The sequence below is a fragment of the Saccharopolyspora sp. MMCC62 genome (assembly GCF_057736575.1).
Genome location: NZ_JBYKCM010000002.1, coordinates 643,582 through 666,135, shown reverse-complemented (window position 1 = coordinate 666,135; position 22,554 = coordinate 643,582). Strand labels below are relative to the sequence as shown.

Annotated in this window: 18 protein-coding genes; 7 read left to right on the top strand and 11 right to left on the bottom strand. The window is 72.0% G+C overall.

The genetic code is table 11. The features are described from left to right. Nucleotides 1-240: 240 nt before the first annotated feature. On the bottom strand, nucleotides 241-3,480 hold the full coding sequence (locus AC29IT_RS07255) for a glycosyltransferase (RefSeq protein ID WP_488218206.1): 3,240 nt from the start codon (nucleotides 3,478-3,480) through the stop codon (nucleotides 241-243). Between the two features lie 199 nt (nucleotides 3,481-3,679). On the opposite strand from AC29IT_RS07255, the gene AC29IT_RS07250 reads away from it, so the two are divergent. From AC29IT_RS07250 to AC29IT_RS07240, 3 genes are read left to right on the top strand one after another with little or no spacing between them, the layout of a single operon-like run. Continuing rightward, nucleotides 3,680-3,979: a hypothetical protein gene (locus AC29IT_RS07250; protein ID WP_358447000.1), complete on the top strand. Its 300-nt coding sequence runs from the start codon at nucleotides 3,680-3,682 to the stop codon at nucleotides 3,977-3,979. Continuing rightward, the gene (locus AC29IT_RS07245) at nucleotides 3,969-5,438 is read left to right on the top strand and encodes a sensor histidine kinase (protein WP_358447003.1); all 1,470 of its coding nucleotides are present in this window, start codon (nucleotides 3,969-3,971) and stop codon (nucleotides 5,436-5,438) included. The genes AC29IT_RS07250 and AC29IT_RS07245 overlap by 11 nt, the downstream gene beginning before the upstream one ends. Next, complete coding sequence (locus AC29IT_RS07240; RefSeq protein WP_358447005.1) at nucleotides 5,435-6,097, top strand: response regulator transcription factor; 663 nt, start codon at nucleotides 5,435-5,437, stop codon at nucleotides 6,095-6,097. The genes AC29IT_RS07245 and AC29IT_RS07240 overlap by 4 nt, the downstream gene beginning before the upstream one ends. Nucleotides 6,098-6,829: 732 nt before the next feature. On the opposite strand, the gene AC29IT_RS07235 is transcribed toward AC29IT_RS07240, so the two are convergent. Beyond that, nucleotides 6,830-8,140, bottom strand: a complete 1,311-nt coding sequence (locus AC29IT_RS07235) for a UDP-glucose dehydrogenase family protein (protein WP_488218205.1) — start codon at nucleotides 8,138-8,140, stop codon at nucleotides 6,830-6,832. A gap of 234 nt (nucleotides 8,141-8,374) precedes the next feature. Here AC29IT_RS07235 and AC29IT_RS07230 point away from each other — a divergent pair, with 234 nt between their 5' ends. Then, complete coding sequence (locus tag AC29IT_RS07230; protein ID WP_358446510.1) at nucleotides 8,375-9,133, top strand: SDR family NAD(P)-dependent oxidoreductase; 759 nt, start codon at nucleotides 8,375-8,377, stop codon at nucleotides 9,131-9,133. Nucleotides 9,134-9,317: 184 nt separating this feature from the next. Here the strand turns inward: AC29IT_RS07230 and AC29IT_RS07225 are convergent, their stop codons facing one another. Further along, the gene (locus AC29IT_RS07225; RefSeq protein ID WP_488218204.1) at nucleotides 9,318-10,955 is read right to left on the bottom strand and encodes a TM0106 family RecB-like putative nuclease; all 1,638 of its coding nucleotides are present in this window, start codon (nucleotides 10,953-10,955) and stop codon (nucleotides 9,318-9,320) included. Between the two features lie 219 nt (nucleotides 10,956-11,174). Here AC29IT_RS07225 and AC29IT_RS07220 point away from each other — a divergent pair, with 219 nt between their 5' ends. Beyond that, nucleotides 11,175-11,897, top strand: coding sequence for a DUF6474 family protein (locus AC29IT_RS07220; protein ID WP_488218203.1), 723 nt, complete (start codon nucleotides 11,175-11,177; stop codon nucleotides 11,895-11,897). 80 nt (nucleotides 11,898-11,977) lie between these two features. On the opposite strand, the gene AC29IT_RS07215 is transcribed toward AC29IT_RS07220, so the two are convergent. Genes AC29IT_RS07215 through AC29IT_RS07195 form a run of 5 tightly spaced genes read right to left on the bottom strand, consistent with a single transcriptional unit; the run spans nucleotide 11,978 to nucleotide 17,267 of the window. Beyond that, nucleotides 11,978-12,958 (bottom strand): glycine betaine ABC transporter substrate-binding protein, encoded by a 981-nt coding sequence (locus AC29IT_RS07215; protein ID WP_358446519.1) that lies wholly within the window; start codon nucleotides 12,956-12,958, stop codon nucleotides 11,978-11,980. A 14-nt stretch (nucleotides 12,959-12,972) separates the two neighbouring features. Continuing rightward, entirely contained in the window at nucleotides 12,973-13,740 is a 768-nt protein-coding gene (locus AC29IT_RS07210) for an ABC transporter permease (RefSeq protein WP_488218202.1), read from the bottom strand. Beyond that, nucleotides 13,737-14,972: an ABC transporter ATP-binding protein gene (locus AC29IT_RS07205; RefSeq protein ID WP_488218201.1), complete on the bottom strand. Its 1,236-nt coding sequence runs from the start codon at nucleotides 14,970-14,972 to the stop codon at nucleotides 13,737-13,739. Before AC29IT_RS07205 ends, AC29IT_RS07210 begins: the two co-directional genes overlap by 4 nt. Then, a complete protein-coding gene (locus tag AC29IT_RS07200) occupies nucleotides 14,965-15,612 on the bottom strand; it encodes an ABC transporter permease (RefSeq protein ID WP_358446527.1) in 648 nt (215 codons plus the stop codon). The genes AC29IT_RS07205 and AC29IT_RS07200 overlap by 8 nt, the downstream gene beginning before the upstream one ends. Beyond that, on the bottom strand, nucleotides 15,609-17,267 hold the full coding sequence (locus tag AC29IT_RS07195) for a BCCT family transporter (RefSeq protein ID WP_488218259.1): 1,659 nt from the start codon (nucleotides 17,265-17,267) through the stop codon (nucleotides 15,609-15,611). Before AC29IT_RS07195 ends, AC29IT_RS07200 begins: the two co-directional genes overlap by 4 nt. A 951-nt stretch (nucleotides 17,268-18,218) precedes the next feature. On the opposite strand from AC29IT_RS07195, the gene AC29IT_RS07190 reads away from it, so the two are divergent. Continuing rightward, on the top strand, nucleotides 18,219-18,977 hold the full coding sequence (locus AC29IT_RS07190) for a YcnI family copper-binding membrane protein (RefSeq protein WP_488218200.1): 759 nt from the start codon (nucleotides 18,219-18,221) through the stop codon (nucleotides 18,975-18,977). Continuing rightward, nucleotides 18,974-19,495: a copper resistance CopC family protein gene (locus AC29IT_RS07185; RefSeq protein ID WP_358446532.1), complete on the top strand. Its 522-nt coding sequence runs from the start codon at nucleotides 18,974-18,976 to the stop codon at nucleotides 19,493-19,495. Before AC29IT_RS07190 ends, AC29IT_RS07185 begins: the two co-directional genes overlap by 4 nt. A gap of 219 nt (nucleotides 19,496-19,714) precedes the next feature. Here AC29IT_RS07185 and AC29IT_RS07180 read toward each other — a convergent pair whose 3' ends face one another. From AC29IT_RS07180 to AC29IT_RS07170, 3 genes are all read right to left on the bottom strand, one after another. Next, nucleotides 19,715-20,020, bottom strand: a complete 306-nt coding sequence (locus AC29IT_RS07180) for a hypothetical protein (protein ID WP_358435406.1) — start codon at nucleotides 20,018-20,020, stop codon at nucleotides 19,715-19,717. 131 nt (nucleotides 20,021-20,151) lie between these two features. Continuing rightward, nucleotides 20,152-21,060, bottom strand: a complete 909-nt coding sequence (locus tag AC29IT_RS07175) for a phosphotransferase enzyme family protein (protein WP_358435403.1) — start codon at nucleotides 21,058-21,060, stop codon at nucleotides 20,152-20,154. A gap of 100 nt (nucleotides 21,061-21,160) precedes the next feature. Next, complete coding sequence (locus tag AC29IT_RS07170; RefSeq protein ID WP_358435400.1) at nucleotides 21,161-22,531, bottom strand: helix-turn-helix domain-containing protein; 1,371 nt, start codon at nucleotides 22,529-22,531, stop codon at nucleotides 21,161-21,163. Between the last annotated feature and the right edge of the window lie 23 nt (nucleotides 22,532-22,554).

Here is a 22,554-nt window from a genome sequence, read left to right as displayed (position 1 = left end):
GCACTGAGGCGGCGGAACCCCACGGCCCGCCTTCGAACCCGCATCGCGAATCTTGGCTGTTTCCTGTCAGCGGCGAAGCCGCTGAGCCGCCGCCCACCCGCTCAACAAGACCACCCGCGGGTTCTCAGCGTTCTCCTCGCGAGGACAGCGTTTTCGCCTGTGGCGGAGCCACCGGTGAAAACGATCCCGCAGCGAGGAGAACGCTGAGGTTCCGCCACCCGAGCGCTACGCAAACCGAGTTCACAGAGTCGTGTCGAGGAGCTTCGCGATGGTTGCCCGGGAGACGTCCGGGCCGAACTGCGCGGCGATGCCCGCCTTGCCCGCCGCCGACAGCCGCGACCAGGTGGCGTCGTCGGTGAGCAGCCGGGCCACGGCCGCCGCCAGCCCCGCCGCGTCGTCCGCGACGAGCACGTCCCGCTCCGGTTCGAGGTGCATGCCCTCCATCGCCAGCGTCGTGCCCACCACCGGCACGCCCAGCCCGAGGCTCTCCCCCACCTTGCCCTTCACGCCCGCGCCGAAGCGCAGCGGCGCCAGCACGACCCGGCTGCGCGCGTACAGCGCGGCGAGGTCCGGCACCCAGCCGTGCACCTCGACGCCGTCCCCGGCGAGCGCCAGCACCTCCTCGGTCGGGTTGGAGCCGACGACGTGCAGCACCGCGTCCGGGCACTGCTCGCGCACCAGCGGCAGCACCTCGGCTGCGGCCCACTCCGCGGCGTCCCGGTTCGGCGGGTGGTCGAAGCTGCCGACGAACAGCACGTCGCGGCGGCCGTACGGGGACTCGGTGCCGTCGTGGACGTCGTGCACGTTGGACAGCACCCGCACGTCGGCGTCCGGCACCAGCTCGCCGAGCAGCTCCTGCTCGGCCTCCGACACCACCAGCGTCACGTCGCAGGAGCGGACCAGGCCGAGCTCCATCTCCCGGGACGCGAAGGCCTTGCGCCGCAACGCCTTCGCCACGTCCGGCTCGCCCTGCTCCTCGGCCAGCGCGGCCTGCCGCTGCAACCGCAGGAAGTGCACGTCCACGGTGTCGTAGGCGAGCACGGCCTGCGGCGCGCGGGTTCGCAGCTCCTCCACCAGGCTCCACGCGACCTGCGGGCGGGACAGCACGGCCAGCGAGATCTCCGAGCCCGCCTCGACCAGGAACGCCTGCTGCAGCTCGGGTTCCGGCAACACCGTCACGCCCGCCTGCTGCAGCTCGGTGGTGTAGGGCTCCAGCTTCGCGTGGTTGGCGGGGAAGAACACGACCCGGGCGCCGAGCTCCACGAACTGCTCCAGCACGCGGCGGATCCGCACCGAACCGGAGTCGAAGTCGGGGCGGGGCACCTGGTGGTCCTTCACCAGCACGATCGGCCCGTGGTGCCCGCGCGCGCCGCGCTGCCGGGCCAGCCACAGGTTCCGCGGCGAGGCCTCCGGCAGGTGATCGGCGAGGACGTCCCGCCACTTGTCCACGAACACCTGGCGGTTCAGCTCCTGGTGCCGCTTCACGCCGGTGGACAGGTCGGTGCCGTTGGAGACGCCTTCGTGGTGCACCACCACGGCCTTCGGCTGCACCACGGTGCGGTAGCCGGCGGCGCGCACCGCGAACGCCAGGTCGGTGTCCTCGTAGTAGGCGGGCGCGAAGCGGGTGTCGAAGCCGCCGACCTGCTGGAACACCTCGGCGCGCACCAGGATCGCCGCCCCGGAGCAGTAGTCCACGTCGCGCAGCACGTTGTGCTCGGAGGCCGCCGGTTCCCCGTTGCGCCCCAGGTTCCAGCCGGTGCCGTCGGACCAGACGATGCCGCCGCACTCCTGCAACCGGCCGTCCGGGTAGACGAGCTTCGCGCCGACCAGCCCGATCCGCTCGTCGGAGTCCATAGTGGACATGAGCAGGTCCAGCCAGGACTCGGTGACCTCGGCGTCGTTGTTGAGGAAGAACAGGTGCCTGCCGCGCGCGTGCTGCGCCCCGAGGTTGCAGGCGCCGATGAACCCGAGGTTCCGCTCGGCGCGCACCAGCCGGACGCCCTCGCACTCCGCGAGCCGCACCGCGCTGTCGTCCGGGGAGGCGTCGTCCACCACGATCACCTCGAACGGCACCGACACCAGGTGCCCGCCGAGGAATCGCAGGCACTGCCGGGTGTACGGCCACTTGCCGTGCACCGGGACGATCACGCTGACCACCGGGTCGTCGCTGCGCGGCACCGCGACCGGTCCCGTCTCCGGCGCCTGCTCGGCCACGACCGCGCCGGGCTGCCTGCCGAGGGCGAGTTCGTAGGCGTCGCGGCGCGCGGTGCCGCGGGGCGCGACGCGCTCCACGACGGTGCGGTACTTGCGGACGGCGCGCTGCACCAGCGCCGAGTTCTGCGCGGCGAGCTCGGCGTTGCGCGCGGTGAGCTCGGCGGCGCTGCGCTCGGCTTCCGCGGTGCGCTGCTCCAGGCGGGCGACGGAGTCGCGCAGCCACTCGATGCGGGCCGCGTCGCGGTCGGCACCGAGCCGCGCCTGCTCCAGGCCGGATTCGAGTTCGGTGCGCAGCCGCTGCTGCTCGCGGACCTGCTCGTCCGCGCGGGATTCCTCGGCGCGGCGCAGCTCCTCCAGCCGGGCGACCGCGCCCTTGAGCTCCTCGGCCTCCGCGCGGCTGCGCCGGTAGTGCTCGTTCAGCTTCGCGACGTCGGCGACGGCCTCGTCGCGCTGCTCGATGATCGGCCGCACGTCGGCCTGCCCGGCCCGGCGCACCAGGGTGAGCTCGTCGTCCAGCAGCACCGCCGCGGCGGGCAGCTTCGGCAGCGCCCGGTCCGAGGCCACCCCCAGCAGGTAGGTGTGCGGCAGGCCCTGGCGCACCGTCCACGCGCCCGACCCGTCCTGGTGCAGCGTCTGCAACCGCACGCCGGCGATCGCGGTGTCCGGGTCGCCCGGGTCGGCGGGGGTCAGCACCGAGCCGACCGCCGTGTTCTGCCGCAGCACCGCCACGTGCCGGAACGCGGCCTCCAGCAGCGATTCGAACTCGGGGCCGGTGAGCTCCTTGACGTGGAACGGGTTGTCGTTGCCGTGCTCGTGCTGGTAGACGTCCGTGTCCGGGGTGCTGACCAGGAACAACCCGCCCGGTTCGAGCCGGGAGCGGACCAGGGCGAGCACCGCGTCGTGCTCGGCGACGTGCTCGATCGCCTCGAAGCACACCACCACGTCGAACGGCTTCTCGTCGGCCAGCGCGTCCGGGTCGGTGATCGAGCCGGTGCGGAACGAGACGTCGCGGGAGCCGTAGCTGCGGGTGGCGTGCTCCACGGTCGCCGGGTCGACGTCGAGGCCCACGACCTCCGCGCCCTCGGCGGCCAGCAGCGCGGCCCCGTAGCCCTCGCCGCACGCCAGGTCCAGCACCCGCTTGCCGCGGACGAACCGGGCCGCCAGCGCGTACCGGTGGTAGTGCTCGTAGATCACCTGCACGTCGTCGGCCCAGGGGACGCAGCGCTCCCCGGTCCAGTCGATGAGCCGGTCGCCGTCTTCATCCATCGCGTCTGCCTTCGACCCCAGTACCCGTCGGCGCCGATCCGCGCGATCGCGGCCGCACCCGTTCGTGGTGCAGGCTAGCCGCTGGGCGGCGCGGTCAGGTGCGGGAGCCGCACAACCCCGGCACCTCCGCATGAGAAAGTTCTCATGCCCTTCTCATCCCCGGTGCCAGGAAGGCGGCGACGATGCGCGCATGAGGCCGGTGAAGAGATTGCCACTGCTCATCGCCGCGCTCGCGCTGCCGATCGCCGCGGTGCTGCTGGGCTACGCGTTGAGCAACGGGCCGCGCACCCCGCAGGTGCCCGCCGAGGTGCGCGTCGGCGACCTCGTCGGCCCGGCCCCGAGCGGGTCCGCACCGCCACCGGTCGTCAGCACCGCACCGCGCGCCGACCTGCCCCCGCCGGAACCCGAGGACGACGACGATTCCGATGATCCCGACGACGACCGCTCCGACGCCCCGGACCGGCCGGATCCCTCGGACGAGCCGGACGATGACGACTGAGCAGGCGCGCCGCGGCACCCGCGTCCCCGCCCGCGCGCAGATCATGGGCTGGATGCTGCTGGTGCTGGTCCTGGTGCTGGCCGGGATCGTGCTGCTGGTCTGGCGGTTCCTGCAGAACGAGGCGATGAACAAGGTCACCGCCGCCCTGGAGCAGGAGGGGCACGAGTTCGTCAACTTCGCCCACGTCGGCCGCGACCCGGCCACCGGAGTGCCGATCGCCGACCCGGAGGTGCTGTTCGAGACCTACCTCGGCCAGCAGTACCCGGACGCGTGGGAAGCGCTCATCGGCACCTGGGACACGCCGACCGGGTTGCAGGCGCGGGTGCAGGCGCAGGACAAGGGCACCCGGACCGCGGTGCACGAACCCGGCCTGCTCGAACGCATCTCGCACGATCCGAACCGGCAGGGCACCGCCCGCACCGGCGCCGGCCCGCTGCGCTGGGTGAAGGTGGAGGTGCACACCCGCGAGGGCGGGCACGCCTGGTTCATCACCGGGCACTTCACCGCCGCCGACGTGTCCGAGGTGCACGAGGTGGTGCGCACCCTGGCGCTGGTCAGCGCGTGCGGCGTGCTGCTGGCGGCCGCGTCCTCCTGGGTGGTGGCCGGGGCGATCCTCGGGCCGGTGCGGGTGGTCCGGCAGACCGCCGCGGAGATCAGCGAGCACGACCTGACCCGGCGCATCCCGGTGGAGGGCCGCGACGACATCGCCGCGCTCGCCTACCAGTTCAACGCGATGCTCGACCGGCTCGAATCGGCGTTCAGCACCCAGCGCCAGTTCGTCGACGACGCCAGCCACGAGCTGCGCACCCCGATCACCATCGTGCGCGGGCACCTCGAACTGCTCGGGGACGACCCGCAGGAACGCGACGAGGTGGTGCGGCTGTGCACCGACGAGCTGGACCGGATGACCCGCATCGTGGAGGACCTGCTGATGCTGGCCAAGGCGGACCGGCCCGACTTCGTGCACCCCGCCGAGGTGTCGCTGGCCGAGCTCACCAGCGACATCGACGCGAAGGTGCGCTCCATCGCGGACCGGCGCTGGGTGCTGGAGAGCATCGGCGAAGGCGACGTGGTGGTCGACGCGCAGCGCCTCACCCAGGCCGTGGTGCAGCTGGCGCAGAACGCGGTGCAGCACACCGAGGACGGCTCGGAGATCCGCATCGGCTCCGCGCTGAGCCTGGGCCGGTTGACGCTGTGGGTCACCGACCGCGGCCCCGGGGTGGACCCGGCCGAGGTCGAGCAGATCTTCGCGCGGTTCGCGCACGGCAGCGGGCCGGGCCGCGGCGGCGCCGGGCTGGGGCTGGCGATCGTCGCCGCCATCGCCGAAGCGCACCAGGGGCGGGTGCGGGTGCTGTCCGAACCCGGGGAGGGCGCGACCTTCGGCCTCGACCTGCCCGCCTGGCCGGGCGCGGTGCCCGGTCTCGTCCCGTCCGCGACCGCCGAGGAGGCCCACCCGTGAGCAAGATCCTGATCGTCGAGGACGAGGCGCGCATCGCGGCGTTCCTGGAGAAGGGGCTGCGCGCCAACGGCTTCGGCACCGCGGTCGCCGGGGACGGCGCCACCGCGCAGGAACTGCTGCTCGGCGGCGACTACGACCTGGCCGTGCTCGACCTCGGGCTGCCCGGCAAGGACGGGTTCTCGGTGCTGCAGGCGGTGCGGGCGCAGCGGATCACGCTGCCGGTGATCATCCTGACCGCGCGGGACTCGGTGCACGACACCGTCGCCGGGCTGGAGGGCGGCGCCGACGACTACATGACCAAGCCGTTCCGGTTCGAGGAGCTGCTGGCGCGGGTCCGGCTGCGGCTGCGCTCGGCGGACCGCGCGCCGGACGTGGCGGTGCTGCGCGAGGGCGACCTGTCGCTGGACCTGCGGAGCCGCCGCGCCCAGCTGCCGGACGCGACGGTGGACCTCACCGCCCGCGAGTTCGCGATGCTGGAGCTGTTCCTGCGGCACTCCGGCCAGGTGCTGTCCCGGGAGCAGATCCTGTCGCACGTGTGGGGCTACGACTTCGATCCCGGGTCGAACGTGGTGGACGTGTACGTGCGGGCGCTGCGCCGCAAGATCGGCAGCGAGCGGATCCGCACCGTCCGCGGGATGGGCTACCGGCTCGGTTCCTGAGCGCCGGCCCGAGACCCGATCCGGTCGACGGCCCGGTTCCCGGGGGCTCCGGCGTCACCCTGGGTCGCGATGACCGCCGACCGCCCGAAACCTCCCTGCGGCGCCTCGACCGCGGTGCGCGCCGAGTTGTGCACACCTGTGGACAACTTCGTCCACACCTGTGCACAACCGGGTGCGGACCGGGTCCCGCGCACCCCCGGGAACTCGGGGAACGGAGTTGTCCACAGGCTGTGGAAAGAATGTTTGCGCTGGCCCGGCGGTGTGGACGCGCGTTCACCGGCCGGTCATCCACCGGTTCCGCACCGGACAGCCACCGGGGCGCCACCGCCTGCCCGGCGCACGGCCCGCGGACCGCCCGTCCACAGCCCCGCGGCGCCGGGGACGATCCGTCCCGAGGTCCGGCACCGGACCACCGGCCTCACCCGTCCCAGAAGCCGCACGTGCCCCAGGGTGACCGCCCCGCAAGGCAACCCCGCCGGAGCGATCGATGCCGACGCCGCACCGCCCGCCTTCGCCCCTCCCCAGCGGGCCGCCGCTGCTTCTCGTCAGCGGCGAAGCCGCAGAGCACCGACCACGTACCCAGGCCGACCACCCGCGGGTTCTCAGCGGGATTCTCGCGAGGACAGCTTTTTCCCTCGTGGCGGAGCCACTCGGGAAAAAGATCCCGCAGCGAGAATCCCGCTGAGGTTCCGCCACCCCAGCGCTGCGCAAAAGGAGCTCATCGACAGGAAGTCAGCCGACGGGGAGCCTGCCTACGCCGCGCCAGGAGATCCCGGCCCGCCGCAGCACGTCCGGGTCCAGGTGGTTGCGGGTGTCCACCACGACCGGTCCCGCGAGCAACCCGGCCACCCGCGGCCAGTCCAGCGCGCGGAACTGCTGCCACTCGGTGAGCACCACCAGCCCGGCCGAGCCCTTCGCCGCCTCGTACGGGTCGTCCACCAGGGTCACCACGCCCTGCAGCGGCGCCTCGTCCCCGCGCAGCCCCGGGTCGCAGGCCACCAGCTCCGCACCGCGCGCGGCCAGCAGCTCCGCCACCGCCAGCGCGGGCGAATCCCGCAGGTCGTCGGTGCCCGCCTTGAACGTGAGGCCCAGCAGCCCCAGCCGCACCCCGTCCAGCGAGCCCGCCACGCCGACCCCGCACGCGTCGGAGACCTTCGCGACCATCTGCTCCCGCTGCCGCGCGTTCGAGTCGATCGCGGCGCCGAGCAGCTCGAAGTCGAACCCGACGGACTGCGCCACCTGCAACAGCGCGGCCGTGTCCTTCGGCAGGCAGGAGCCGCCCCAGCCGGGGCCCGGCTGCAGGAACGATTGCCCGATCCGCCGGTCGTAGCCCATGCCCTCGGTGACGTCGGAGATGTTCGCGCCCAGCCGTTCGCACAGCTCCGCCACCGCGTTCACATAGGACAGCTTCGTGGCGAGGAAGCAGTTCGCCGCGTACTTGACCATCTCGGCGCTCGGCGCGTCGGTGAGCACCGTCGGCGCGCCGAGCCGCGCGTACAGCGCGGCGACCCGCTCGGCGGCGTCCTGCGAGGCGGAGCCCACCACGATCCGGTCCGGGTTCAGGAAGTCGTGCACCGCGGAGCCCTCGCGCAGGAACTCCGGGTTCGACACCACCGGCACGTCGGGGCGGCCGACGAGCTCGGCGACCCGCGCGGAGGTGCCCACCGGGACCGTCGACTTGCACACCAGCACGCACCCGGTGGGCAGTTCGGCGGCGACCTCGGCGACGACCGATTCGACGGCGGCCAGGTCCGCACCGCCGCCGGAGCCCATCGGCGTGGGCACGCACAGGAACACCACTTCGGCGTCGGCGACCGCGCCGGCCGAGCCGAGCACGAACTCCAGCCGCCCGGCCGCGATCCCCTCGGCGACGAGTTCGCCGAGGCCGGGTTCGAGGATGCCGACCTCGCCGCGGGACAGGCGGGCGACCTTGGCCGCGTCCACGTCGCTGCACACCACCCGATGTCCCAGCGACGCCAGGCAGGCGCCGGTCGTCAACCCGACGTACCCCGTCCCGACGACCACGATCCGGCGAGCGAACACGGCGACCTCCACAGCGGCGGCCCGACCGGGAAATCCCCAGTTCGGGAAGCTGACCTCGTCCGAATCGTGGCACACCGATCGGGTGGGCGACGCTGCTTCGGCAACTGTTCACGCGCTGCTGCTCGGGCGGTGACGCAGCGGTGCACCGCAGTTCACAACACGATCAGTACTGCACAACGGCGCTCAGTACTGGTTGACTACGGGCGCATCGCGATCGACACCGAGGAGAACCCCATGCAGATCACCGGCACCGCGGCCATCGTCACCGGCGCCGCCTCCGGACTCGGCGCGGCCACCGCCCGCGCCCTCGCCGAGCGCGGCGCGCACGTGTTCGGCGTGGACCTGCCGGATTCGGTGGCCGCGGCACCGCCCGTCGACGGGATCACCTACACCGCCGCCGACGTCACCGACGCCGACCAGGTGGGCACCGCAGTCGAGCAGGCCGCGGGCGCCGGGGTGCCGCTGCGGATCGTGGTGAACTGCGCGGGGATCGGGCCGTCCGCGCGGATCAGCGGCAAGCAGGGGCCGCACGACCTCGACCTGTTCCGCAAGGTCCTGGAGGTCAACCTGCTCGGCACCTTCAACGTGCTGCGGCTGGCGGCCGCGGCTATCCGCGAGACCGAGGCCGACCGGGAGGGCCAGCGCGGCGTCGTCGTCAACACCGCCTCCGTGGCCGCCTTCGACGGGCAGATCGGCCAGGCCGCCTACGCGGCCTCCAAGGGCGGGGTGGCGAGCCTGACGCTGCCCGCCGCCCGCGACCTGTCCTCCGCCGGGATCCGGGTGATGACCATCGCGCCCGGCATCGTGGACACCCCGATGCTGGCCACCGTCAGCGAGGAGTTCCGCGCCGGGCTCGCCGCCGGGGTGCCGTTCCCGAAGCGGCTGGCCGTGCCGGGCGACTACGCGAAGCTCGCGGTGGGCATCGTGGAGCACGACTACCTCAACGGCGAGGTCATCCGCATGGACGGCGCGCTGCGGATGGCGCCGAAGTGAGCGGGTGCGGGTTCCGGCCGCGGCGGTCGGCGTCGGCTCGCCCGGTCACCTCGGGTTGCGGGCCGCCTCGGACGCCGACCGCGGCGGCCCGCCGTCCAGCAGGTCAGCTGCCGTAAGAGGTCGCCCGTCACGCAGGCTGCCCGTCACCAGGCTGCCCGTCACGCAGGCCGGCGGGCGCCGGAGGTCAGAGGTCCTCGGTGAAGGGGATCTCGCCCGCCTCCGGGGAGGTCATCCAGCGGCGGACGGCGAGGGTGGCCCGGACGTCGTCCTCGTTGTACTGCAGCAGCCGCCGCCGCTGGGACGGTTCGGGGCGCTGCCCGTCGAGGCCGACCGCGTCCCGGTACCAGCGCATCGAGTTCTCCCCGCTGGCCTCCGGGTCGCGCCAGGCGAACCCGGCGCTGGGCGCGATCACCTTGAGCCCCTTGCCCTGCGGGCACAGGAACTGGTCCCGGACGGCGGCGAACAGGTCGACCCACTCGCCGGAGCCGATGAACCGGCGCACCTCGGACACCTCGGGGATGCCGGGCTTGCCCGCGAAGCGCTCGGCGGAGGACAGCATCCAGCGGTTCTCGGCGAGCTCGTTGTAGCAGTAGGCGCGGAAGGTGAGGCCGCGCGCGTGCGTCCGCTCGCGGACGGCGGTGAACCAGCACCAGAACTCGGCGAACGAGCGGGCCTCGTCGTCGGAGGGCAGCGGATCCCAGGTGACGAACGCGCGGTAGCCCTGCTCCTCGTCGACGTCCGCGCCGGAGAGCCAGCAGCCCCACATGTAGGCGCCGGAGTCGGCGTAGCTCTCCATGTCGACGTCGATCTCCACGTCGGCGCGCGGCACCTGGAGTTCGCGGACGCGGCGCACCAGCGGGAGGTCGCGCAGCCACGCCTTCGCCAGCAGCACGGCCTCGGCGGTGCGGGCGGCGCCGAGCGCGGTCGTCCCGCCCCGCTCGGGGGTCATGGCGGCGAGGTCGTCGACGGTGTGCACGTCGGCGCCGCGCAGCGCGGTGGCGTCCTCGCCGCGGACGACGAGGCTCACGTCCCGGGCTTCGCGCAGTTCCGCCGAGCAGGTCGGCCACCACGGGCAGCCCTTGCACTCGGTGACGCGGGACGGCAGGGCGAGCGGTTCGGCGCCGGTCGCGGCCGCGGTGGCGACGGCGACCCGATCGGTGAACCGGGCGTCGTACTCGGCGAGCGCGGTGCGGCCACCGGGCCAGTTCGGGGCGAGCAGGTCGTGCCAGACGACGACGTCGCCGTCCACGCCGATGACGCCGCCGGTGGGGTTGCCGGGCGCGGCCATCCCGCACGCGGCGAGCAGCCGCACCAGGTGCGCGAGCCGCAGCTGGTCCCGGGGCTGGGAGCGCACCTTGCGCCGCGGGTCCCGCCGCGCCGAGCCGGGCAGCGGATCCTCCACCGGCGAAGTGCGGGCGCCGTTGCCCGGGTCGGTGGTCTTGTGCCGCACCACCAGCACCGGCAGGTAGCCGGACTCGACGCGCACCAGCAGGTCGATGCCGCCGAACCGGCCCGCGTCGGGGTCCGGGGGCAGCTGCGCGCCGGAGATGAAGCGGACGCCGTCCCGCATCGCGGTGAGCGTCTCCCGTTCGCGCTGCCGCCGGGACGCGTCCCGCGGGATGCGCGCGAACGAGTCGCCGAGGGCGGCTTCGAGCCGGTCGGCGATGGCGCGGCGGTGGTCGGCGGCGTCGCTGACGCGCTGCTCGATGCCCGGGTCCACGGGTGCTTTCGGCAGGTCGCGGGCGTGCGGATCGTTGTCGAGGTGCACCCTCCTGCGGCATCGCGTGACCACGCCCGCATCGAGCAGCACCTCGTTCTCCACGCCCCGCAGCGTAGGCCGTGCCCCCGACGATCGCGCCCATCACCCCGGTGACGCAGCAGCACGATCGGTCACCCGGAGTGCACGACCCGTGGATCACTCGCGCTTCCGGTCAACCGGCATCGGCCGCGATGACTCCTTACAGTGATCCGCGAGCGAGGGGAAGCCCCGGGCCGGGGCATCGGCACGGCGCGGACCGCGCCGGAACAGCAGGAGGCGGCGATGACGCGAGGCGAACCGGCCACCGCAGCACTGACCACCGAGGTGCTCGGCACCGAACCGCTCACCGGCGGCGACACCGGCGAGGACGTGCGCTCGGCCGCCAAGCAGGTCAAGAAGGTCGCCAAGCTGGAGGCGAAGGCCGCCCAGCAGCAGACCAGGACGGCCAAGGAGCACACCAAGGCCGTCAAGCAGGAGACCAAGGCGGAGACCAAGACCGCCAAGCAGGAGGCGAAGGCCGCGGACAAGGCCGCCAAGCGGGACGAGAAGGCGCGCAAGAAGGGCGAGCACGGCCGGTTCACCCCGGGCGACGCCCGCAAGGCCGTCGGCGTCGCCAAGATCCTCGCCCCGGCGCTGGCGCCCTACGCGTGGCAGGCGTTGACGGCCGCCCGGGACGGCTACGACCGGGCCCGCGCGCGGCGGCTCGGCGTGCCCGTCGACGACCTGGGCCGGTTCACCGGGCGCGGCGCCGCGCTGCACGCCCGCATCGCCGGGGACGCCGCGGCGCTGCAGGACCTGCGCTCCCGCACCGGCGGCCGCAGCGCCGCCGAGATCTCGGTGCAGGAGAAGTTCGCGGACCAGGCCGACGGCAGGCTGGGCCAGCTGGCGGGCGCGGTCCGCGCGGCCGAGCACATGCCCGCCCCGCGCCGCCGCGCGGCGCACCGGGCGGTGACCGGCGAGCTGGACCGCATCGAAGAGGACCTGCTCAAGCGGCTCGGCATCTGACGGGCCGCGAACGACGGCAGGGCCGGTCGCTCCCCGAACGGAGCGACCGGCCCTGCCGCGATGGTCAGCGGGCGCGTTCGTCAGAGGGTGACGAACCCCTGCTTCACCATCCAGTCGCGGGCGACGTCGGCCGGGTCCCGGCCGTCCACGTCGACCCCGGCGTTGAGGTCCAGCAGCTCCTGGTTGTTCAGCCGGTCCGAGATCGGCTGGAACACGTCCTCCAGCTGCGGGTACTTCTCCAGCATGTCCACCCGCACGGTGACGCCCAGGTTGTAGCGCGGGAAGAACTTCTTGTCGTCCTCCAGCACCTTCAGGTCCAGCGCCTGGATCCGGCCGTCGGTGGTGAACACCTCGCCGAAGTTGCAGGACTTGCCGGTGGCCGTGGCCGTGTAGATGGTGCCGGTGTTCAGCGTCTCCACCCGGCCCGGATCGACCGCGAACCCGTAGGTCTCCGCGACGCCCGGCATGCCGTCGTTGCGGCTGGCGAACTCGCTCTCCAGGCAGAACGACAGCTCGTCCGGCTTCTCCCGGCCGAGCCGCTTGAGGTCGGACAGCGTGTTCACGCCGAGCCGGTCCGCGTTCTCCCGGTTCAGCGCGAGCGCGTAGGTGTTGTCCGAGTCCAGCGACAACGCGAACCAGGCGACCCCGTTCTGCTCGCGGTCGAGCTTGCGCACCGCCTCGTACTGGGCGATCGCGTCCGGGATCGGGTCGGTCTTGCCGTTGTAGCTGATCCAGGACGAGCCGGTGTACTCCCACACCACGTCGATCTGCTTGCTGACCAGCGCGTTGCGGGCGCTCGCGGAACCGGTGATGTTGCTCAGGTCCCGCACGTCCGCACCGGCGGCCACCAGCGCGAATTCGGCGATGTAGGCCAGCACGATCTGCTCGGTGAAGTCCTTGGAGCCGACGGTGAGCGGCACGCCCTCCAGCTCCGGGACCGGCTTGATGGAGCCGGGCCGCACGCTCAGCGGCACCGACGAGCCCGAGCTGAGCCCGCAGCCGGTGAGCGCCGCGCCCGCCGCGGCGGCCGAGAACAGCTTCAACGCTCCCCGGCGGGACATCGGAGTTCCACGCATCATCGAAGCCCCCTCGGCGACAGGTACCGCTCGGCGAGCCCGCCCAGCCAGTCGACGATCAGGGCCAGCGCCATCGCCAGCACCGCGCCGACGGACAGCACCGTCCAGTTGCTCAGCTTGTACCCGGTGTCGATCAGCTCACCGAGCCCGCCCGCGCCGACGAACCAGGCCAGCGTGGCGGTCCCGACCGCCAGCACCAGCGCGGTCCGCAACCCGGCCAGGATGAACGGCACGGCCAGCGGCAGTTCGATGCGGACGAGCACCGAGAACCCGGACATGCCGATGCCGCGCCCCGCGTCGATCAACGACGGGTCGACCTGCTGGAGGCCGACGAGGGTGTTGCGCAGCACCGGCAGCAGGGCGTACACCGCGATCGGCAGCGTCGCGATCCAGAACCCGGTGGTGCCGTTGGTGAGCAGGAAGAACAGCACCAGCAGACCGACCGACGGCGCGGCCTGACCCATGTTCGCCAGCCCGATGACCAGCGGGCTCACCCGCCGCGCCCACGAGCGGCTGAGCAGCATGCCCAGCGGCACCGCGACCAGCACCACGATCAGGGCGACCGCGACGCTCATCAGCACGTGCTGCCAGGTGAGCGTGAGCAGCGTGGACGGGGTGATGTTCCGGCTGGTGACGACGTTGTCCCGGTGGGTGAACGCCACGCCGACGACGACCACGACCAGCAGCAGCGCCGCGAGCGGCTGCGCGAACAGGCGCAGCCGTTCCGCGGTGCGGTTCCCGGAGTCGGCGGCGTAGGAGCCGCTCATGACCGGTCCCCGGTGTCGGCGGGCGCATCCGCGGGGGCGTCCGCAGGCGCGTCCGCGTGGTCGTCGGCGTGCTCCTCGCGGAGATCCTTGATCGTCGTCATCACGGTGTCGATGTCGACGACGCCGATGTACTCCCCGCGCGACCCGGTGACCACGGCGACGCCGTCGTCGTCGGTGAGGATGGCCTCCAGCGCGTCCTGCAGCGTGGAAGCGGGCGAGACGCTGTCCTCCACGGCGCGGCCGGCCCGCTCCAGCGCGGAGACGGAACCGGCTTCGCGGGCGGTGGCCCAGCGCAGCGGCCGCTTGCGGCGGTCCAGCACGAGGCCGATGGCGCCGCGCCGGGTGCCGAGGCGTTCCTGCAGCACGCTGGGCTGCTCGTCGATCCCGGCGGTCGGCACCTGGCCGAGCTCGATCTCCCGCACCCGGCGCAGCGTGAGCTGCTTGAGCGCGGCGCCCGCGCCGACGAAACCGGCGACGGTGTCGTCGGCCGGGTTGGCCAGGATCGCCTCGGGCGTGTCGTACTGCAGGATCTTCGACCGATCACCGAGCACCGCGATGCGGTCGCCGAGCTTGACGGCCTCGTCGAAGTCGTGCGTGACGAACACGATCGTCTTGCCCAGGTCGGCCTGCAGCCGCATCAGCTCGTCCTGCAGCACGCCGCGGGTGATCGGGTCCACCGCGCCGAACGGCTCGTCCATCAGCAGCACCGGCGGGTCGGCCGCCAGCGCCCGGGCCACGCCCACGCGCTGCTGCTGCCCACCGGAGAGCTGCCGCGGGTAGCGGCCGCGGTACTCGGCGGGGTCCAGGCCGACCAGGTCGAGCATCTCGTCGACCCGCTCCACGATCCGCTGCTTGGTCCAGCCGACCAGGCCGGGCACCATGCCCACGTTCTCGCCCACCGTCATGTGGGGAAACAGCCCGGCCTGCTGGATCGAGTAGCCGATCTCGCGGCGCAGCTTGTCCGGGTCCAGGCCGAGCACGTCCTGGCCGCCGATGGTGATCCGGCCAGAGGTGGGCTCGATCAGCCGGTTGATCATGCGCATGGTGGTGGTCTTGCCGCTGCCCGAGGGGCCCACGAACACGACGGTCTCGCCGGCGGGGATCGTCATGGTGACCGATTCGACCGCGGCCAGCTTCTGGCCCGGGTACCGCTTGGAGACCTCCTCCAGGCGGATTTCGACGCCGTGGCCGCCGGCGCGGCCGTCGGTGTCGGGCTTGTTGTTCTCAGCCACGAATACCTCTCGAAGTCGTCAGGCGTCCGAGCAGCACGAACACCGCGTCCAGCAGCAGCGCCAGCACGATCACGCCGAGCGTGCCCGCGAGCGCCATGTTCAGCGCGTTCGCGCTGCCGAGGCCGGACAGGCCGCTGAAGATCAGGTTGCCGAGCCCGGGTCCCTTGGCGTAGGCGGCGATGGCGGCGATGCCCATCAGCATCTGGGTGCTCACCCGCATGCCCGCGAGGATCCCGGGCCACGCGAGCGCCAGTTCGATCCTGGTCAGCACCCGGAACCGGTTCATGCCGATGCCGCGGGCGGCGTCCAGGATCGGCTGGTCGACTGTAGACAGCCCGACGATGGTGTTGCGGATGATCGGCAGCAGCGCGTACAGCACCAGCGTCACCACCGACGGCGCGACGCCCAGCCCCAGCACAGGGATGAGCAGGCCGAACAGGGCGAACGAGGGAACGGTCAGCACTGCGCTGGACAGGGCGGTGGCCACCGCGGCCCCGGCGGGGCTGCGGTACACCGCAACCCCGACCAGGACGCCGACGATGGTCGCCAGCACGATGCACTGCAGCACCATGCTGGCGTGCTGGTAGGAGTCCACCAGCAGTTGCTGCCACCTGGAGGCGACGTATTCCAGGAAACTCACGAAGTGGACGCCCCCGGTTTCGCGGCGCTGTCGTCCTCGTCGTCGTTCTCCGCGGGAGTGGTGACGAGCTGGAACTCGCCGTCGTGCTCCTCGGTACCGGCGATGACGGCCTGCTCGAGGACCTCGGCGCCCTTCTCGTCCCGCAGCGTCATCTCATCGCTGCGCAGGTCCTTGGTGAGCGCCACGCACAGCAGCACCATGACGATCGCGAACGGCAGCGCACCCATGAACGTCAGGTTCTGGATGCCCGAGAGCGCGTCGTCCTCACCACCGCCGATCACCAGCATGATCGCGGCGACCGCACCGGTCGCGGCACCCCAGAAGATGACCACCCAGCGGCTCGGCTCGATGGAGCCGCGCTGCGAGAGGGTGCCCATGACCACCGAGGCGGCGTCCGCACCGGACACGAAGAAGATCGCGACCAGGATCATCACCAGCACCGAGGTGATCAGCGCCAGCGGCAGGTGCTCCAGCACCGTGAACGTCTGCGCTTCCGCGCCGCCGTTGACGATGGCCGGGTCGGCCTTGCCGGTGTCGATCGCGGCACCGCCGAAGATCGCGAACCAGACGAGGCTCACCACGCTGGGCACCAGCAGCACACCGCCGATGAACTGGCGGATGGTGCGGCCGCGGCTGATCCGGGCGATGAACATGCCGACGAAGGGCGTCCAGGAGATCCACCACGCCCAGTAGAAGACCGTCCAGCTGGACAGCCACGAGTGCATCTCGTCGCCGCCGGTGGCACCGGCGCGGGAGGCCATCTCGCCGAAGTCGCTGATGTACGCGCCCAGCGAGGTCGGCAGCAGGTTCAGGATCAGCACGGTCGGGCCGGCCACGAACACGAAGATCGCCAGCACCGCCGCGAGCACCATGTTGATGTTCGACAGCCACTGGATGCCCTTGGAGACGCCGGACACCGCGGAGGCGATGAAGCAGATCGTCAGCACGACGATGATCAGCACCAGCAGCACGGTGCTGGTCTGGCCGATCCAGCCCGCGGCCTGCATGCCCGACTGGATCTGCAGCGTGCCCAGGCCCAGCGAGGCGGCCGAGCCGAACAGCGTGGCGAACAGCGCCAGGATGTCGATCAGCTTGCCGATCGGGCCCTCGGCGTTGCGCTTGCCGATCAGCGGCATGAACACCGCGCTGATCAGCTGCTTGCGACCGCGGCGGAAGCTGCTGTAGGCGATCGCCAGCCCGACCACCGCGTAGATCGCCCACGGGTGCAGGGTCCAGTGGAACAGCGAGGTCGCCATCGCGGTGCCCACCGCCGCGTCGGTACCGCCTTGGACGGTGCCGGGGGGCGGGGTCATGAAGTGCGTCAGCGGCTCGCTGACGCCGTAGAACATCAGCCCGATGCCCATGCCGGCGCTGAACATCATGGCGATCCAGGAGATCGTCCTGAACTCCGGCTTCTCGCCGTCAGCGCCGAGCGGGATGCGCCCGTACCGGCTGAACGCCAGGAACAGGGCGAAGATCACGAAGCCGGTCGCGGCCAGGACGAAGCCCCAGCCCGTGTTGGTGACCAGCCATTCCAGTGCGCCCTCGGCGAAGCCGCTGAGCGATTCCGTGCCCACGGAGCCCCACGCCACCAGGATGAACATGATGGCGGCCGTGACGCCGAAGACGGTCCAGTCCGTCCGCGGCTTGCCGATGAACTCGGGGTGACCCGGTGGTTCCGCTGAGTGGCTCGACGAGCCACCCTCTCGTAGATCTGCTTCAGTCGACACAGGTTCCGGCGCCCGAAAGTCGCGACGCCCCCTCCTCTCCGTACCTCATGTCACGACGGCCGGAACGTGTATTCACCTGTCACTGCCTGCTCCTACAGGGACAATTTCCGACCGTCTGCAACCTATAAACCGTGACCCATTCGGCGGATCAAGGCAAGCTCACTTGCGCTCAGCGTGGCCGAACCGACATCTAGGCTGGACATCCGTGGCGACCTGTTCCATCCCTGCGCGTGGCGCTGCTCGTGCGCTGCGCGGGCTGGTGCTGACGGCCACCTCGGCGTCACTATCCGTAGCCGCACATGGCGCAGCAGGTGGTTCCACACCCGATCTCGGAACCACCATGTTGATCACCGCCTTGTTGTCCGGAGCCGGGGTCGCGCTCGCCGACCGCAGGCGAGGGTTGTGGAGCATTGTAGGGGCAATCTGTGTCGGACAGGTGTCACTTCACTTGTTCCTGCAGCTAGCGAGCTCGCACGCGGGGTCGGTTCCTAGCACGGGGCTGCCGCTGGACCCCGTTTCGATGACCCTGGGTCATGCGCTCGCCGGGCTGCTGGTAGCCGCCCTGCTGCACCGAGCCGACGATGCACTCTATGTAATCGTTTCAACCTTACGATTGACGCTTCCGCGCAAGATGTCGTCACCGTTACCCCCCGTGACGACGAGATTCGCGGCCTGCCTCCCGGCGGAGCCGCTCCTCCTGATCGAACAACTGATCCGGCAGCGGATCCACGCTCTGCGCGGACCGCCGGAACCGCCGAACGGCGGACCCGGAGTGACACCGAACGGCACCCGGATCGTTGCCCATTCGTATCCCCGATCGATTCGCAATTCTTGAATTGGTGTGCGAAACCGCACAGATCAGGAGTCCAGATCTTCATGTCCACAACTCGATCTCTGTTCCGGGCCACCGGCGTCGGCACCGCGATCGCATTCACCGCGCTCGCCGGGGCGGGCACGGCCGCCGCGCACGTCACCGCGCAGCCCGAGCAGGCGGAGCAGGGCGGCCACGCCAAGGTCGCCTTCCGCGTCCCGAACGAGCGGCCCGACGCGAGCACCGTGCGGGTGCACGTCGCGCTCCCCCTCGACCACCCGCTGAGCTCGGTGCGCACCAAGCCGCTGCCCGGCTGGACGGCCGAGGTGCAGAAGGTGCGGCTGGACCGGCCCGTCGACGTGGCGGGCGCCCAGGTCACCGAAGCCGTCGCCGGCATCACCTGGACCGCCCGGCCCGGCACCACCATCGCGCCCGACCAGTTCCAGGAGTTCGAAGCCACCCTCGGCACCCTCCCCACCGACACCGACCGGCTGCTGCTGCCCACCGAGCAGACCTACGACAGCGGTGAGGTCGTGCGCTGGGACCAGCCCCCGGCCCCGGACGGTTCCGAACCGGAGCACCCGGCGCCCGCGCTGGCCCTGGTCGAAGGGGACGGCGATGGGCACGGCCACGGCTCGGCGCCGAGCGGCGCGGCGGACGGCCACGGCGAGCACGGCGACGCTTCCGACGCCGCCGAGTCGGGCGGGACGGACGACACCGCGCGGATGCTCGGCGGCGCCGGGCTCGTCGTCGGCGCGCTCGGGCTCGGGATCGGCGCGGGCGCGCTGCTGACCGCCCGCCGCAAGAACGGGGGCAAGGCGTGAAGCGGCTGCTCGCGATCACCGCGCTGACCCTCGCGACGCTGCTCGGCGCCGCGGGTCCCGCGTTCGCGCACAACACCCTCGTCGGCAGCGACCCCGCGGAGGGCGCGCAGCTGAGCACCGGTCCCGCCGAAGTGCGGCTCACCTTCGACCAGCCGGTGCGCGCGGGCGAGGGCTACAACACGATCACCGTCGTCGGCCCGGACGGCACGTTCTGGACCGACGGGGAGGTGCGGGTCGAGGGCACCGAAGTCGTCGCACCGGTGCGCCCGCTCGGGCCCGCGGGCGACTACACCGTGGGCTACCGGGTGCTGTCCAACGACGGCCACCCGGTCAGCGGCAAGCGCGGCTTCACCCTGACCGAGGCGGGCACCGGCACGCCGGCACCGCCGCCGGACACCGGCCGCGGCGAGTCCGAGTCGAGCGGCGGGATGCCGATCTGGCCGTGGATCGCGGGAGCCGTGGTGCTCGTCGCGCTGGGCCTGGTGCTGGCGCTGCGGCTGGGCCGGTCGAGCGACTAGTCGCGGCGGGCGGGCCGCTCCACCGCGGGCGGCCCGCTCCCGGCTGCGCGAAGGTGCCACGTTCGGCGGTACAGCGGCCGACGAGCGGAACTAGAGTCGGACGATGCCGCGGAGCGCGGACCCCGGGACGGCTCCCGGATTCGCGCGCGGCGCTTCAGCCCGGACGAACTCCGGGCGGTTTTTCCGCGGTGCGGAAAAGATCGGCTCGTCGCCGAACGGTCATTCGCGCTCGGTGAGCTGCTGCACGCCGGACGACGAGAGCGACTCCAACCGGCCCAGCGCGCCCCGGCCGCGGCGCTCCAGCTCACGCCTGCTGATCCAGCCGTAGGAGTAGTGCCGGTAGGCCTGGCTCAGCTGCACGAGCTCGGCGAGGTGGTCCACGGCGCGCTGCCGGGCTTCCCCGCTGAGCCCCGGCACCAGCCGGACCTCGCTGTTCACCACGTCGTCGAGCACCCGCGCCGAGTCCAGCGCCTTGCGCCCGCGCGAAGTGAGCTTGCGCCGCATCCGCGCGACGTTCCTGGTCATCACGTCCATCCGGGCCCCCCGTGCCGCAGACACTCACACATACGTATTACTTCAGACCTCGCTCGTCACCAAGAATCACCGACGTGGCCCCCACGCGTCGATGAACTTCGCCCGATCGTACGCATCAATCGCTACCTGTAGGGCTCCCACTGAGCCGCTGCGTCACCCTCCCGCATCGAGCGCAACCTGCTCCGCAGCTGGTCGCGCACTCCGGGATTGCTGCGCAGGATCGGCAGCACGCTCACCGTGATCTTGAGCTCGCGCAGGTCGCGCAGCACCGGGAACCCGGACCACGCCGTCACGTCGAAGCCGTAGACCTCGGACAACCGGTGGTACCGCTCGGCGGGCGCGCCCAGCCGGAGCATGCCCACCGCCATCGGCGTCAGGTCCCACTCCGGCTGCCCGATGCACAGCGAATCCAGGTCGCACAGCAGCGGTCCCGCCGGGCCGGCGATCAGGTTGCCCAGGTGGGCGTCGCCGTGCACCACCGACGGCGGCAGCGGGAAGTCCAGCTCCGCCAGCCGCGCCTCCACGTCGTCGCAGCGCTGCTCCAGGAACGCCCGGTCCGCCGCGTCCAGCTCCTCGGCGTCCGCCAGCCGCCTGCGCACGTCCGGCATCGGCTGCCAGCTCGGCAAGGTCGACGGCAGCGGCATGTCGTGCACCTGCCGCAGCAGCCTGCCCAGGTCGGCACCGTCCGGGGCGGGCCCCACCTCCGGGACCGCCTGCCACAACGTCGCCAGGTGCCCGCCGGTGCGCACCGGCTGCGGCACGCCCGGCAGCAACCGCACCGCGGGGACCTCGTGCTCGGCGAGCAACCGGCCCGCCTCCACCACGTTCACCGCGCGGTAGGCGAAGGACGGCGCGAGCACGATCCGGACGATCACCGGGTGCTCGCGCAGCAGGAAGACGCCGTTGTTGACGAACCGCACCAGCCGAGCGCCCCGCGGGTCGAGACCCGCGGCCGCGCACACCTCCGCCAGCGCCAAAGCCAGTTTCGGCCGCGTGTAGCGGCCCTCCGCCGAGCGGGTCCCCGACGTCATCGGGGTCCTGCCCGGTCGTGCCGTTGCACCGCGCCGGGGAAACCGGCACGGGCCGGACCTCGCGAGAACCGCGCACCGAACCGCCTGCCGCGCACCGGTCTCACGCCTCGCGGAAGCGGCGGATCTCTTCGGACAGGTCTCGGGCGTCGGAGTTCATCCGGTGCCGCCCGGCTTCCAGCTCCAGCGGCTTGAGCCGGTCGGCGACGCGGGCCGACTTGACCTTCTCGCCGATCTGCAGCGCCGAACGCCCGACCTTGATGCCCTCTTGCAGGTCGCCGGCCCGGATGTGGTTGGTCGCCTGGAGGCTCAGCCCGAACACGTGGGTGCGCTGCATGTCGGCGCCGTACGCCTCGTTGCACTTGATCGTCTCGGCGACGGCGAGCGGCGCGTAGCGGTCCGGGTCGAACACGGCCAGCGCGTCGTGCGCCGAGCCGATCATCCCGTGCAGGTCGTTCTCGTTGAAGAACCGCACCCAGTCCGGGGCCTCGGCCACGTTCGCCCTCGCGAACTCGTCCTTGGTCCGGCCGACCATCTTCTGCACCTGCTCGGGCTTGTTGAGCATCCCGTAGGCCCAGGCCTCGTTCGCGCACAGCACCGCGACCGTCAGCGAGGAACCGGATTCCTGCGCGGCGATCTGGCCGAGCTGGAACAGCTTCAGCGCCTCGTTCGGCTCCTGGTAGTGCAGGTAGACGCGGCCCATCCGGTACAGCACGCTCGCCACGAGGCTGTCGTCCTCGGCCTGCTTGGCGAACTCCAGCGCCTTCCCGAAGTGGCCGCGCGCCGGGTCCAGCAGACCCGTGTCGAAGGAGGTCCAGCCCGCCAAGCTGTGCATGTCCGCCAGCGACACGTAGAGCTTGCGCTTGACCTGGTCGGACGCGTTGGCGTCGAGTAACTGCTGAGCCCAGGACAACTGGGCGACCACGGCGTCGCGGCAGGTGCCGCCGCCGTAGCGGTAGTCCAGGTCGCGCAGCGCCTTGGTGGCCGCCTGGATCTGCTGCACGTCGGTCATGCCGATGCGCATCGGAGCAGGCGTCTGCACATTGCTCGGCACCCAGGTGCTCTCCTCCGCCCCGAAGACCGCGGCACCCATGGTCACCGCGGCCGCGTGGGACAGGAACTTCCGACGCTTCACCGACTCGTCCTCCTCAGCCTGGGGGCCGCTGTTCGACTTCGCGACCCTCATTGCCGTCGCCCCGTCGTAGGCGAGGCCCATGTACCCCCTCGGTATCCCGAGGCCGTCGGCGATTCGGGCCAGCACGTCATAAGCCATGACCTGGCGGCCCTTCAGGATCTCCGAGACCTCGGACTGCGACTGGCCCGTCGATGCCGCGATCTGGCGCTGCGAAACCCCGATCCGGCGCAGTTGCCGGTAGATCTCGCTGACGTTCCGCGCCGCCAACGCGTCCCGCATCTCACGGCCGTCCCAGACGTCTCGTGTAACGGGCGAGCCGTTCGAACCGATGGTGTTCATTTAGACCCCCTCACACTCTGCAC